At 63.3% G+C, this 13,309-nt stretch carries 10 protein-coding genes and 1 tRNA gene; 5 read left to right on the forward strand and 6 right to left on the reverse strand.

Annotation, left to right across the window (positions count from 1 at the left end; genetic code table 11):
* Positions 1–111 precede the first annotated feature (111 nt).
* Together O4H53_RS23310 and rocF are read right to left on the reverse strand one after the other, a co-directional pair.
* On the reverse strand, positions 112–1,164 hold the full coding sequence (locus tag O4H53_RS23310) for an ornithine cyclodeaminase (protein WP_269367378.1): 1,053 nt from the start codon (positions 1,162–1,164) through the stop codon (positions 112–114).
* 11 nt (positions 1,165–1,175) lie between these two features.
* Positions 1,176–2,096: an arginase gene (gene rocF / locus O4H53_RS23315; protein ID WP_269367379.1), complete on the reverse strand. Its 921-nt coding sequence runs from the start codon at positions 2,094–2,096 to the stop codon at positions 1,176–1,178.
* 107 nt (positions 2,097–2,203) lie between these two features.
* Between rocF and O4H53_RS23320 the strand changes: the two genes are divergently transcribed.
* On the forward strand, positions 2,204–2,629 hold the full coding sequence (locus O4H53_RS23320) for an Lrp/AsnC family transcriptional regulator (protein ID WP_269367380.1): 426 nt from the start codon (positions 2,204–2,206) through the stop codon (positions 2,627–2,629).
* Here the strand turns inward: O4H53_RS23320 and O4H53_RS23325 are convergent.
* Together O4H53_RS23325 and O4H53_RS23330 are read right to left on the reverse strand one after the other, a co-directional pair.
* Positions 2,621–3,088, reverse strand: coding sequence for a disulfide bond formation protein B (locus O4H53_RS23325; RefSeq protein WP_114274531.1), 468 nt, complete (start codon positions 3,086–3,088; stop codon positions 2,621–2,623). The two genes, O4H53_RS23320 and O4H53_RS23325, sit on opposite strands and share 9 nt — an antisense overlap.
* Positions 3,085–3,663, reverse strand: a complete 579-nt coding sequence (locus O4H53_RS23330) for a YqaA family protein (protein ID WP_269367381.1) — start codon at positions 3,661–3,663, stop codon at positions 3,085–3,087. The genes O4H53_RS23325 and O4H53_RS23330 overlap by 4 nt, the downstream gene beginning before the upstream one ends.
* Positions 3,664–3,784: 121 nt before the next feature.
* Between O4H53_RS23330 and O4H53_RS23335 the strand changes: the two genes are divergently transcribed.
* The 3 genes from O4H53_RS23335 to O4H53_RS23345 all read left to right on the forward strand — a co-directional run bounded on the left by O4H53_RS23335 (position 3,785) and on the right by O4H53_RS23345 (position 8,174).
* Positions 3,785–3,868, forward strand: a tRNA-Leu gene (locus O4H53_RS23335).
* An 881-nt stretch (positions 3,869–4,749) separates the two neighbouring features.
* Positions 4,750–7,632 (forward strand): Hint domain-containing protein, encoded by a 2,883-nt coding sequence (locus O4H53_RS23340; protein WP_269367382.1) that lies wholly within the window; start codon positions 4,750–4,752, stop codon positions 7,630–7,632.
* 167 nt (positions 7,633–7,799) lie between these two features.
* Positions 7,800–8,174 carry a nuclear transport factor 2 family protein gene (locus O4H53_RS23345; RefSeq protein ID WP_269367383.1) on the forward strand — a complete coding sequence of 125 codons (375 nt, stop codon included), beginning with the start codon at positions 7,800–7,802 and terminating at the stop codon, positions 8,172–8,174.
* 537 nt (positions 8,175–8,711) lie between these two features.
* Here O4H53_RS23345 and O4H53_RS23350 read toward each other — a convergent pair.
* A complete protein-coding gene (locus O4H53_RS23350; protein ID WP_269367384.1) occupies positions 8,712–9,332 on the reverse strand; it encodes a nucleotidyltransferase family protein in 621 nt (206 codons plus the stop codon).
* Positions 9,333–9,372: 40 nt separating this feature from the next.
* Positions 9,373–11,790, reverse strand: a complete 2,418-nt coding sequence (locus O4H53_RS23355) for a GcvT family protein (RefSeq protein ID WP_269367385.1) — start codon at positions 11,788–11,790, stop codon at positions 9,373–9,375.
* A 180-nt stretch (positions 11,791–11,970) separates the two neighbouring features.
* Here O4H53_RS23355 and O4H53_RS23360 point away from each other — a divergent pair, with 180 nt between their 5' ends.
* Complete coding sequence (locus O4H53_RS23360; RefSeq protein ID WP_269367386.1) at positions 11,971–13,275, forward strand: DUF2254 domain-containing protein; 1,305 nt, start codon at positions 11,971–11,973, stop codon at positions 13,273–13,275.
* Positions 13,276–13,309 lie beyond the last annotated feature (34 nt).

Here is a 13,309-nt window from a genome sequence, read left to right on the forward strand (position 1 = left end):
ATAGCCGTCTCCCCCTGCGGGGGCCCCTCGGCGATTGTGCTTGGCAATCCGGCCGTCTGGCGCCCTGACGTGCTCAAGCAAGGGCGGCGCCAGACCAGGGATGTCAGCGGGTCAGACCTGGGTCTTTGACCGTTGCAGCATGCCAAAAAGATCGCGGGGATCGTCGGGGTCTGCCAGCAGGTCCAGGGGTTGGAAAAATCCGGTGCCCGCGATCTGGTCGCGGATGTAGCGCAGGGCGGAAAAATCCTCGATCGCGAAGCCGACGCTGTCAAAAAGCGTGATCTGGCGGTCATCGGTCCGGCCCTGGGCCTGGCCGGTCAGCACCTGCCAGATTTCCGTCACCGGGTGGTCGGGGGCAAGTTGCTGGATTTCGCCTTCGATCCGGGTCTGTTCGGGGTATTCAACGAAGATCCCCGCCCGCTGCAGGATCGCCGGGGCCAGTTCGGTCTTGCCCGGGCAATCGCCGCCGATGGCGTTGATATGCACGCCGCTGCCGATCATGTTGTCGGTCAGGATGGTGGCATATTGCTTGTCTGCCGTGCAGGTGGTGATGATCTGTGCGCCCAGCATCGCCTCTTCGGCGCTGGCGCAGGAAACCACCGTGATCCCCTGGCCCGCAAGGTTGGCGGCGCATTTGCGGGTTGCGGCGGGGTCGATGTCGTATAGACGCACCTCGTCCACGCCGGCGATGGCCTTCATCGCGAGGCTCTGGAACTCCGACTGGGCGCCATTGCCGATCATCGCCATCACATGCGCGCCTTTCGGCGCCAGCAGCCGCGCCACCAGCGCCGAGGTGGCGGCGGTGCGCAGGGCGGTGAGCAATGTCATCTCGCTGAGCAGAACCGGATAGCCCGAGGCCACATCGGCCAGCAGGCCGAAGGCGGTCACGGTTTGCAGCCCGTCCCTGGTGTTGCCGGGGTGGCCGTTGACGTATTTGAAGCCGTAATCCTCGCCATCCGAGGTGGGCATCAGTTCGATCACACCTTTCTCCGAATGGCTGGCCACGCGCGGGGTCTTGTCGAAAAGCTCCCAGCGCCGGAAGTCAGCCTCGATATAGGCGGCGAGACCCTTGAGCATCTCCTCCACGCCGATGTGGTGGATCAGCTTCATCATGTGATCGACGGATACGAAAGGCACCAGCGCCTTGTCAGAGGGGGTCATCATGATCTGTTCCTTCAATAGGCGCGGTTGGGACGGTCGAAGACGCGGCGGCCCAGGGCCGAGGCGGCGAGATCCACCATCAGGGTTGCGGTCTTGCCGCGTTCGTCGAGGAAGGGGTTCAGTTCCACCAGGTCGAGCGAGGTCATCAAACCGCTGTCGTGCAGCATTTCCATGACAAGGTGGCCTTCGCGCACGGTGGCGCCGCCCGGCACCGTGGTGCCGACGGCCGGGGCCACCGCGGGGTCGAGGAAATCCACGTCGAGGGAGACATGCAGCAACCCGTTTGCCGCGGCCACCCGGTCGAGGAAGGCCTGCAGCGGGCGGGCGATGCCGCTTTCGTCGATCTCGCGCATGTCCACATGGGTGATGGCGCTGTCCTGCAGGGCGGCGCGTTCTGCCGCATCGACGGAGCGCAACCCGATGATGGCGACGTTTTCCTCGGGCAGCGGGGTGCCGATCTCGGGAAAGCCGTCAAACCCCTTGCGCCCGGTGACATAGCCCAGCGGGGTGCCATGCAGGTTGCCGCTGTCGCTGGTCTCGGGGGTATGAAAGTCGCTGTGCGCGTCGAGCCAGAGCACGAAGAGCGGGCGCGCGGCCTTGCGGGCATGGCGCATCACCCCCAGCACAGAGCCCAGCGAGAGCGCGTGATCGCCGCCCAGGAAGATCGGCAGCCCGTCCTGCATCGCCGCTTCGGCGGCATCGGCAAGGCTTTGCGTCCAGGCGATGGTGGCGTCAAGTTCCACCAGCTTGGGATGTGGTCTGGCGGTAAAGGGGGCGGGGGCGACATTGCCCCGGTCGCTGACCTCATGGCCCAGATCGCGGAGCGCCTGGGGCAGGCCCGCGGTGCGGTAGGCGTCGGGGCCCATCAGACAGCCCTTGCTGCGTTTGCCGGAATCCATCGGTGCGCCGATCAGAATGCAGTTGCGTGTGGTCATGTGGAGGGTCCTTTGCTGTTGATCTGGAGATACCCCGCCGAACGGGGTGTGGACAACTGGGCAAACTGGCCGTATTGAGCCACATATGATCATTGTGGGAAGTCGAAATGGACAAAACGGATGAGCGCCTGATCGCGGCCCTGCGCCATGACGCGCGTGCGGCGCTGTCGGACCTTGCCACCACGCTGAACCTGTCGCGCACCACGGTCCGGGCACGGATCGCGAAACTGCGCGAGAGCGGAGAGATCATCGGTTTCACCGTGGTGACCCGCGCGGATGTCGCCCGCGACCCGGTGCGCGGCATGATGATGATCGGGATCGAGGGGCGCGGCACCGAACGGATCACCCGGCAGCTTGGCAGCATGCGCCAGGTCCGCGCGGTGCACAGCACCAATGGCCGTTGGGATGTGATCGTGGAAATCGGCAGCGAGACGCTGGAGGATTTCGACGCGGCGCTGACCCAGATCAGGCGGCTGGACGGTGTGGTGGCGAGCGAGACCAGCCTGTTTCTGAAAACCCGGAAATCAGGCTGAACGGCGGGCTGCGGCAATCCAGATCGCGGTCAGGCCCAGGGAGATGACGGCATTCCAGCCTGCCATCGACAGGCCTGCCAATTGCCAGACAACCTCGTCGCACATGACAACGCCCATGGGGCCGTCCATCGACAGCAGGTCGCCGCCGGTCATGGTGCCCAGGTCCATGCCACCCCCGGTGCAGGAGGAGGGACCGGGCCACCAGCCCCATTCGACACCTGCGTGATAGGCGCCGATGCCTGCGGTCGTGGCGGCGGCCAGCGCGCCCAGCCAGGCCAGCAGACGGTGCCCGCCCGCCAGCAGCGCCACCCCGATCAGGATGGCCGCCGCATGGGGCCAGCGTTGCCACAGGCACAGCTTGCAGGGGGCCAGCCCGCCCAGGTGCTGAAATCCGAAGGCGCCCAGCAGCAGGGCGGCGGAGCCGAGCGTGGCCAGCAGGATCAGGGTTTTCCGGGTCATATGTACCTCACGAGGACAAAGGCGCCGACCAGCAGCAGGATAAACAGGCTGAACATCAGGCCAAGCCTGCGTTCGATGAATGCCCGCACCGGCGCGCCGAATTTCCACAGCAGCGCCGCCACGATGAAGAACCGCAAACCCCGCGCCAGGATCGAGGTGGCGATGAACGTGCCCAGCGGCATGCCGGTCCAGCCGGACATGATGGTGATCACCTTGTAGGGGAAGGGGGTGACGCCGGCGGTCAGCACCGCCCAGAACCCCAGGTCGTTGAACCGTTCGGAGAATTCGGCCATCGCCTCGGCCTTGCCCATAGCAGCAAGGATCGGCTCGCCCAGGGTTTCAAAGGCAAATGCGCCGATGGCATAGCCCAGCAGCCCGCCCAGCACCGAGGCCACCAGCGCGACAAAGGCGATCAGGAAGGCGCGGTTGGGCCGTGCGATGATCATCGGGATCATCAGGATGTCGGGTGGGATCGGGAAGACCGAACTTTCAATGAAAGCGACAAAAGCCAGCGCCCAGAGCGCATGGCGATGCTGGGCCAGGCTCAGCGTCCAGTCATAAAGGCGTTGGATCATTTCGTAAGGCCCGATCACTCGTCTGCCCTGCAACATCATGTGGCGGGGCCGGGGTCAAGGGCCTTGGGCGCACAAAGACCCTTGCCGCCACTTCAAGTGCAAGTTAAAGCAATCGCCGTGTGCCCGAGTGGTGGAATGGTAGACACGACGGATTCAAAATCCGTTGCCGCAAGGCGTGCCGGTTCAAGTCCGGCCTCGGGTACCATCCAATTGGATAAGAACATGGGTTCTGACGGGACCCGCCAATGCCCTGTATCGACATTGCGCGTGGCGGCATGTTTTGGCCTCAATGCCCGGTCTTTGAGAATTTGATTCGACCTTTCCCGGGGCGGATCGGTTGAATCCAGCACCAGTTCCGGCCATTGAGCTTGATTGGTTCCCCCCCGAAAACAACCCGACGACAACCTTGGCGAGAATTGGGCGAAGGTGCGATGATTTTCCGGGCGATGTGATTGTTTCTGGATTCTGCACAATGAGGGCGCGTTTTGCAGGCGGCGTTTTCGCGGAGCGCGCGGCGGCCCCTTATTAATATGAGATATGCCGGTGCTGGCACTGCTGTACCTGGAAACAATCAGGCCTCACTTTTCGGAAAATCTTGGTAAAACAGGGCCGTAAATTGGACTCAAGATGGGCGATCCAAACATATTTCGAACATTTTTCACTTTGTTCGCGTAAAGACAGCAGGTATCTAAGTCTTGCCCAACTGGGGGGCAAAGTCTGTAGGTCACGGGGGCGGCCGCACTTTTGCGCATCTGTTTGATGCGGGAGACGTGTGTACGCCGCGACGTTTGCGAATGTATTCACGACAGGATCATGACGTGCATGATCCGTGCCGTCTGCTGCGGTTCTCCCCATTTATGGAGCATTGGTGTGTGTCGCCCTGACCGGAGGCTTTGCTGACGGGGGTGAGTGAGTTGCTCGGAGTAAGATGAAGATGAACCGTGTGCCAAGGCCACAGATCAATCCCACGGCGTCCGCAGGACGCATTGCTTCGTATGCGGCTGAACTGCCCCACACGCAATCTGCACCATTTTCCAGACCGGCCGCGCTGCGCGCCGCGCGTCGCAACGCTTAGGAGATTACACCATGATTAGAACGCTTGACTTCAATCCATTCGCCGCAGGCACCGTCATCGACGACGAGTATGAAGGCGTGACCATCTCCGCAACCGGCGGCTCCGGCCAGGCCATGGTCTTTGACAGTGCCAACCCGACAGGCGGTGACGAGGACCTCGCCTCCGATACGCTGGGCGGTGTGCTGATCATCTCCGAAGACGGCGACAGCAGCGACCCCGATGACAACGCCACCGGCGGCAGCATCTTCTTTGATTTCGACAACGCCGTGCGGATGAAGTCGATCACCCTCAAGGACATCGAGGAAACCGGCGGCGAAGGCACACGGCTGATCTTTTACAACGAAGCGGGCGATGTCATCGAGAACCAGTTTGTCGAGCCGACAGGTGACGGCGGCGAAGTGACCCTTCAGCTCTTCGTGCCCGGCACGTTCCGCTGCGAAGTCCGCTTTCCCGGTTCCGGCGCGGTGGACAATGTGACCTTCGATGACCCCGGCTTCGGCGGCGGCGACAACGATGATCCCGACGCGGTTGATGACACGCTGATCCTGGACGAGGACACCACCGACACGGTGAACGTCCTGACCAACGATACCGATCCGAATGGTGATCCGCTGACCGTGACCTCGGCAGAAAGCCCCGATGGCGTGGTGACCTTCACGCCCGATGGCGAGGTGACATTCACCCCGAATGAAAACTTCAACGGGCCGACCACGATCACCTATACCGTTTCCGACGGCAATGGCGGCACCGACACGGGCACCGTGAATGTCACCGTGAACCCGGTGAACGATGCGCCGGTTGCGGTGGACGATACCGCCACGACCGACTTCGAGACACCGGTTGTCATCGACCTGCTGGGCAATGACACCGACGTGGACAATACCAACGACGAGCTGACGCTGGTCGATCCGACGGTCCCCGCCGAACAGGGCACGCTTGTCGACAACGGCGACGGCACTGTCACCTTCACACCCGCCGACGGTTTTACCGGCCCGGCGACCATCACCTACACCGTGCGTGATCCCGAAGGTCTGACCGACGCGGGCACCGCCACGGTCACAGTGGGCGCGGGTCCGCTGCTGGACGGCTACGTGGACGGCGACGACGATGGCAACATGATTGACGAGGATTACCTGGGCGATCCCGATGGCGACCGCGTCAACGACCCCGATGCGATCCTGCCGGGCACCGGACCGGACGACGATTATGTCCGCGCGGGCGGCGGTGACGACACTGTTGTCACAGGTCAGGGCAACGACACCGTCGAAGGCGGTGACGGCGATGACAACATCGACACCGGCAATGGTGATCTGGCACCCGATCTGGGCTATCCTTTCGCGGCGACCGATCCGCTGGGCTATGACCCCGATGCGGATCCGGAAAACGACCGTGACTATGTGGACGGCGGTGACGGCAACGACACCATCCGCACCGGCGATGACCGCGACACCATCTTTGGCGGTGCCGGTAACGACGACATCAACGGCGGCATCGACGACGACGTCATCGACGGCGGCACCGGCGACGACCGGATTGTCGGCGGCGAAGGCAACGACAGCATCCTGGGCGGTGCCGGCAACGACACGATCTATGCGGGCAACGACCCCGACCTGATCCCCGATGTGGTCAACATCACCGACGAGGACACCGGCGGCGTTTCGCCCGACCGGAACCCCGACAACGGCATGGACACTGTCAACGGCGGTGCCGGCGATGACGTGATCTATGGTGCCGACGACCGCGACTCGCTGTCCGGCGGCTCCGGCGACGATTACATCGACGGCCAGATCGACGATGACATCATCGACGGCAACACCGGCAATGACACCTTGCTGGGCGGCCAGGGCGACGACAGCGTTTCCGGCGGGCAGGGCGATGACCTGCTTGAAGGCGGCATCGGCAATGACACCCTGCGCGGCAACCGTGACAACGACACGCTGATGGGTGGTGACGGCGACGACAGCCTTGATGGCGGCGGCGAAGACGACGAGCTTTATGGCGGCGACGGCGACGACAACATGATGGGTGGCCAGGGCGACGACCTTCTGGACGGCGGCGCGGGCAATGACACGATGACCGGCGGTGCGGGTCAGGACACCTTTGTCAACGTCAACGCAGGCGATGTGGTCGACGGCGGCTCCGGCCCGGTGGACAACGATACGCTCGACCTGCGCGGCTCAACCGCGCCGGGCGGCAGCTTCAGCATCACCTACACGTCGGCAGACCGGGAAGACGGCATCGTCAACTACCTTGATGCGGACGGCAACGACGCAGGCCAGCTGGTGTTCGAGGAAATCGAGAACATCATCCCCTGTTTCACCCCCGGCACAAAGATCGCCACACCCAAGGGTGAGCGCCGTGTCGAGGAGCTGCAGGTGGGCGACCGCGTGATCACCCGTGACAACGGCATCCAGGTCATCCGCTGGGTCGGCAAGCGCGACATGAGCGCCGCCGAATTCGAAAAGGCGGTCCACCTGAAGCCGGTCCTGATCCGTCAGGGCGCGCTTGGCAACGATCTGCCCGAGCGTGACATGATGGTCTCTCCGAACCACCGCGTTCTGATCGCCAACGACAAGACAGCGCTCTACTTTGAAGAGCGTGAGGTTCTGGTCGCGGCCAAGCACCTGACCGGCATGGAAGGGGTGGATGTCGTGGATGTGTCCTCGACCACCTATGTGCACATCATGTTCGATCAGCACGAGGTCATCCTGTCGGATGGCGCCTGGACCGAGAGCTTCCAGCCTGGCGACATGTCGCTGGCAGGTATCGGCGACGCACAGCGCCAGGAGATCCTGGAATTGTTCCCGGAGCTGGCGACACAGAACGGCATCGACGCCTATGCGTCGGCCCGCCGGTCGCTGAAGAAGCACGAAGCCCAGCTTCTGACCAAGTAACAAGTTAATCCCCAGAAAATCGTGCGGTCCCTTCGGGGGCCGCACAACCGGAATATGCAGCTGCTGTTTTGACCCCGGTCAGAGAGCACGGGGAAGCGGAGTGGGCAACCACTCCGCTTTTTCTTTTGCCGGGTGACGGCGCGCCCGTTGCCGGGTATCGGTGGGGCATGGAAAAGGACAACGAACTTCTGGCCGAACTGACCACCTGCGAGGAATTGGTCTGGGACGCCCTGGTCGAGGGGGATATCGCCACCGACGAAAAGATGTTGCATGCCGATTTCCTTGGCGTCTATTCGACCGGTTTCGCGACCAGGGACGAGCACAGCGGGCAATTGGATGACGGTCCGACGGTCACCCGCTACAAGCTGACCGGGCACCGGGTGATGCGGCTGGGCCGCGATCACGCGGTCCTGTGCTATCGCGCCGATTTTCTGCGGGCCGGGCAGCAGGCGTCAGAGGCCATGTATGTCAGTTCGATCTGGCAACGCGGGCCGGACGGCTGGCGCAATGTCTTTTCGCAGGACACGACAGCGCGTGAGTGAAGCTCTCTGCTGTTGAGCGCCAGGTGACTTTGGCTGTGACGTCGTCAGCTGATCCGAAGCGGGAAACCGGACCTGTCGAATGCCAAGCATTTCCGACCCGACCGGACATTTGGCGCGGTATGGGTGAAGGTCAGGTGAGCGGGACTTTGCTGCCATCAAACATGAGCACCCAGGCCCGGAACAAGCCGAAGGCGCCGGGCCATCGCCTGCCCGCCCGTCGCACCAAAGGTGCGCCGTTGATCTCGGCATGCCTTCGGCATGACGGGTAGGTGATTTGGTGAGGCTAGTTGTTCCCTCGTTAGGATTCATCAAGGTTGAGAAATAAAGTGGCATGAGCCAAGGTCAGTATCGCCCACCCCGGGCAGGCGCTGGCCCGGCTTGCGTCTCATATCACTCCGGACTCAATCCCGCCGGTCGCTGCATTTTTCACAAATGACCACTTAGCCCCTGCCTCCCATCGGACATAACGCCGCGCTCCGGGCCAGCGATGTGACCCAGCGACGTTCCACCGCTGCTGCCTGAACCCGCAACCGCGTGTCAGAGCGCGCCGCCCTTGTCCCGCCGCGCGCGCCAGTCTGCCCAGGCCTCCGGCGTATCCAGATCCAGCCGGGCGCGACTGCCGGGCAGGGGGATCAGCACGACACGTTCCCTGACCTGCGCCACCACCTCGCGCCCACCGCTGTCGCCGGTCAGCCTGGCCAGCGCCGGGAAGAGGTCTGATCTGAACACGATCGGATGGCCGGGCGCGCCTTCTGCCGTTGCGCCGCGCCAGATCAGGGCGGGGCCCTCCGTATCAACCGCATCGGCAACCTTTGCCAGATCCTGCACTGTCAGATCCGGCAGGTCGCCCAGCAGAACCATCGCACAGATGGCCCCATCGGGCAGGGCGGCGATACCGGCGCGCAGGCTGGCGTTCATGCCTTCCGCCGCATCCGGGACGGGCAGGGCCTGCAGGTCAAGCCCCGCCAGCGCCGCATATCTTGGGTGTGGTGAAGGCGGCAGGGCCACAATGACCGGACCACAGCCCAGCGCCAGCGCCTTGCCCGCCTGAAGGCGCAGCAGGGGTGTTCCATCCACCGTTTCCAGCAGCTTGTCGCGCCCCTGCATCCGGGTCGATCCGCCCGCGGCAAGGATGATGATCGGCATCAGATGATCCATCGGGTCATCCTAGGGCCGTCCGGCGCCGAGCGCCATCCCGTCAGCCGCGCATGCGGTCCCCGTCGGGATCGAACAGCGCCGTGGTGATCAGCCTCGCGGGGCGCATCTGGCCCAGGATTTCGATCTCCACCTTCAGCCCTTCCGCGATCCGCCCGCGCGGGACAAAGCCCATGGCGACGGAGGTGCCGGTGAAATGCGAATAGCCCCCCGATGTGCAGAACCCCACAACCGCACCATCCAGCCAGATCGGCTCGTAGCCCTGCACATCCGCGTCTTCGGCCTCCACGTCGAAGGCCACAAGCTGCCGCGCGGGCGGTGTTGCCCTTTCCGCCTCTGCCGGGGCGCGGCCGATGAAATCCACGTTCTTCTTCCAGGAAATGAACCGGTCCAGCCCGGTTTCCGCCGCCGTGTAATCGGGCGAGAATTCCGACATCCAGGAGCCAAAGAACTTGTCCAGCCGCAGCGACATCATCGCACGCATGCCAAAGGGCACCATGCCATGCACCTGTCCTGCCGCCCAGAGCACCGACCACAGCGCGCGCTGGTCCATCGGGTCGCAATAGATCTCGAACCCCAGATCGCCGGTATAGCTGACCCGCTGCACGATACAGGCGGTCTGGCCCACGGTCATCTGCCAGACGTCCAGGAACTTCATGCCGCTGACATCTGTGCGGGTGCAGGCCTGCAGCACCGCGCGCGCCTTTGGTCCCGCAATCTGGAAACCGGTGCGCTTGTCAGAGATGTTCTGAACGTCAACACCGTCTTCCAGATGATTGATAAACCACCGATAATGGAATTCCTGTGACCCGTAGGAGGCGGTCAGCTGGAAGGTCTGCGCATCCAGGCAGGAGATGGTGAAATCGCCGATCAGCTTGCCCTTTTCCGACAGCATCGGGGTCAGCGACAAGCGGCCCTGCGCCGGGACGCGGCCCGCCATGATCCGGTCCAGCCAGGCGCGGGCCCGTGGCCCGGTGACCAGGAATTTGCCAAAGTTCTGCACCTCGTTGATGCCCACCCCGTTGCGCACCGCCAGCACCTCGCGCGTGGTGGCGCCAAAGGCATCCGAGCGGCGGAAGGACGGGGTTTCATAGGTCGGCTCATCGCCCGTGGCGAAGTAATTGGCGACCTCAAGCCCGAACTGCTGGCCCCAGACCGCGCCCATCCCGGTAAAGATGTCGTACATCGGCGTGGTGCGGTGCGGCCGGGCGGCGGGCAGTTCTTCGTTCGGGTAGGAGACGGAAAAGCGTTTCTGATAGTTCTCGATCACCTTGGGCAGGGTGTAGCCCGGCGTGATCCATTTGCCAAAGCGCGCCACATCCATCGCCATCACATCGCGCTCCGGCTCGCCCTCGATCATCCATTGCGCCAGGGTCAGGCCCACGCCACCACCCTGGCTGAAGCCCGCCATGACGCCGCAGGCGGACCAGTAGTTGCGCATTCCGGGCACCGGGCCGACCAGCGGGTTGCCATCGGGGGCAAAGGTGAAGGGGCCGTGAATCACGTTCTTGACGCCTGCGCGTTCCAGGTCGGGGAAACGGCGGTAGGCAAAGGTGATGCTGTCCTCGATCTTGTCGAAATCGTCCTGCAACAGGTCCTGACCAAAGGACCAGGGCGTGCCATCCACCGACCAGGGGCGGCAGGTCTGCTCGTAGAACCCGATGCAAAGGCCCCGGCCTTCCTGCCGCAGATAGCTTTCGCCTGCCGGGTCCATCACATGGGGATGTTCCTTGCCGTCCTGCATCATCTCAACGATCAGCGGCACTTCCTCGGTCACCAGGTACTGGTGCTCCATCGGGTGCAGCGGGAAGTAGACGCCCGCCATCGCGCCAACCTCGCGCGCCCAGAGGCCACCAGCGTTCACGACGTGTTCGGCGTGGATGGTGCCCTTGTCCGTGACCACGTCCCAGGTGCCATCGGGGCGCTGGTTGGTTTCCCTGACCATGCAATGGGTCTCGATTGTTGCGCCGCCCATCCGTGCGGCGCGGGCATAGGCATGGGTGGTGCCGGAGGGGTCGAGGTGACCGTCCAGCGGGTCATAAAGCCCGCCGATGATGCCGTCGATATTGGTGACGGGGGCGATCTTTGCGATCTCCTCCGGTGTCACGATCTCGGTGTCCAGGCCCATGAAACGGTGCTTGGCCCGTTCGGCCAGCAACATGTCGAAACGGTCCTGGTTGTCGGCAAGGGTCACGCCGCCCACGTGGTGCAGCCCGCAGGACATGCCGGTGATTTCTTCCAGTTCCTTGTAGAGCCGGATGGTATAGCCCTGAAGTGCTGCCATATTGGTGTCGCCGTTCAGCGTGTGAAACCCGCCCGCCGCGTGCCATGTTGACCCCGAGGTCAGCTCTGACCGCTCCACCAGCATGACATCCGACCATCCCAGTTTGGTCAGGTGGTAGAGGCAAGAAGCGCCGACGACGCCGCCGCCGATGATCAGGACACGGGTGGTGGTTTGCATGGGAAAACTCCGGTTGGATTTTGCCACAGATTGGCGGGCTGCGGAAAACACCTCTGGTCCGTTAACGACAGATCATGTCGCGCGCGGTCGGATTGCCCGGGGTTGGTTTCGAATCCGCGACCGGCTTGTTTCGCGCAGCACCGCTATGGACCTTCGCGCAGCCGTGCTAGATCATGCCGCATGGATCTTTCCGCATTGACCCCCAGGACCATTCTACGACGGGCCCGCTCCTATACCCGCAAGCTCTGGGTCCGTGTTGTGATCATGGGGCTGATGTCCTTTGTGGCGCTGGGGCTGACGCAGCTGATCGAAGGGTTCGTGCCGGATGAGATTGCGACCATGCTGCACGGGGATGCGGCGGATCGGCTGCTGAACATCATCGCCAATGCCATGCTGGCGGTGACCACATTCTCGCTGACGGTCATGGTATCGGTCTATCGCGCGTCTTCGACCCAATGGACCCCGCGGGTGCACCGCCTGATCCTGGAGGACCCGACGACCCAGAATACCCTGGCGGTTTTCATCGGCGCCTATGTCTATGCGCTGGTGGCGATCATCCTGCGCGAACTCGGGGTCTATGTGGATGACCGCGCCTTTGTGTTGTTTCTCATGACGGTTCTGGTGCTGGCGGTGATCGTGATCTACCTGATCCGCTGGGTCCTGCACCTGCAGACATTCGGCAGCCTGATGGATGTGACCCGCCAGATCGAGACGGTGACCGTTTCGGGGTTCAGGGAGCGGTTGCAGAACCCCTGTCTGGGTGCAAATGCCCTGACAGGTGACATCCCCGAGGGGGCGGAAAAGGTGCTGGCCACCGAAAGCGGATATATCCAGCACGTCTATCCCGAAGCGCTGCACCAGACCGCGGCGGAGCAGGGCGCGCGCATCTATTTTCTGCGCAACATCGGCGATTATGTTTTCATCAACGAACCGCTTGTTGCGGTGATCTATGACAAGCAGGACGCTGACAGCGAAGCGGTGGAAAAGGCGGTGCGCGATTGCATCGTGCTGGGCGATCTGCGGACCTATGACCAGGACCCGCGCTTTGGCCTAGTGGTGATGGGGGAAGTCGCCTCCAAGGCGCTGTCGCCGGGGGTCAACGACCCCGGCACCGCCATCGACGTGATCGGGCGCATCGGGCGGATCCTGTCGCTCTACAAGGATGAAGAGGCCAAGGACCGCGAAGACGAAGTGCTTGATTCGCTTTATTTCCCGCCGCTGGACCCCGGCGACCTGATCGAGGACGGCTTTGGCGCGCTGGCACGGGACGGGGTGCAGATTGTCGAGGTGCAGCAGCGCCTGCAGAAAGCCCTGAGTGGATTGATGCGGCACCCCGATGCGGGGCTGAGCCGCGCGGCCAGGGAGGCGGCGGTTCTGCATCTGCGCCGTGCGGTGCAGGCGATCCCCTTCGGGCCGGATCAGGACCGTGTACTGGCCTCTGCCTGTGCCGAGGTGCGCGCGGCAGTCTCAAAGGTCGACGATTAAAAAGTTAACAAAAGGTTAACCAAAAAACTCACCG

It is taken from the genome of Sulfitobacter sp. G21635-S1, assembly GCF_027213915.1.
GTDB lineage: Bacteria > Pseudomonadota > Alphaproteobacteria > Rhodobacterales > Rhodobacteraceae > Sulfitobacter.

Bases quoted from the DNA above. Each gene is read 5' to 3' on its own strand.
- O4H53_RS23340 (WP_269367382.1), top strand. From the start codon at position 4,750: ATGATTAGAACGCTTGACTTCAATCCATTCGCCGCAGGCACCGTCATC.
- O4H53_RS23325 (WP_114274531.1), bottom strand. From the start codon at position 3,088: ATGACCCGGAAAACCCTGATCCTGCTGGCCACGCTCGGCTCCGCCGCC.
- O4H53_RS23310 (WP_269367378.1), bottom strand. From the start codon at position 1,164: ATGATGACCCCCTCTGACAAGGCGCTGGTGCCTTTCGTATCCGTCGAT.
- O4H53_RS23360 (WP_269367386.1), top strand. From the start codon at position 11,971: ATGGATCTTTCCGCATTGACCCCCAGGACCATTCTACGACGGGCCCGC.
- O4H53_RS23355 (WP_269367385.1), bottom strand. From the start codon at position 11,790: ATGCAAACCACCACCCGTGTCCTGATCATCGGCGGCGGCGTCGTCGGC.
- O4H53_RS23320 (WP_269367380.1), top strand. From the start codon at position 2,204: ATGGACAAAACGGATGAGCGCCTGATCGCGGCCCTGCGCCATGACGCG.
- rocF (WP_269367379.1), bottom strand. From the start codon at position 2,096: ATGACCACACGCAACTGCATTCTGATCGGCGCACCGATGGATTCCGGC.
- O4H53_RS23345 (WP_269367383.1), top strand. From the start codon at position 7,800: ATGGAAAAGGACAACGAACTTCTGGCCGAACTGACCACCTGCGAGGAA.
- O4H53_RS23350 (WP_269367384.1), bottom strand. From the start codon at position 9,332: ATGGATCATCTGATGCCGATCATCATCCTTGCCGCGGGCGGATCGACC.
- O4H53_RS23330 (WP_269367381.1), bottom strand. From the start codon at position 3,663: ATGATCCAACGCCTTTATGACTGGACGCTGAGCCTGGCCCAGCATCGC.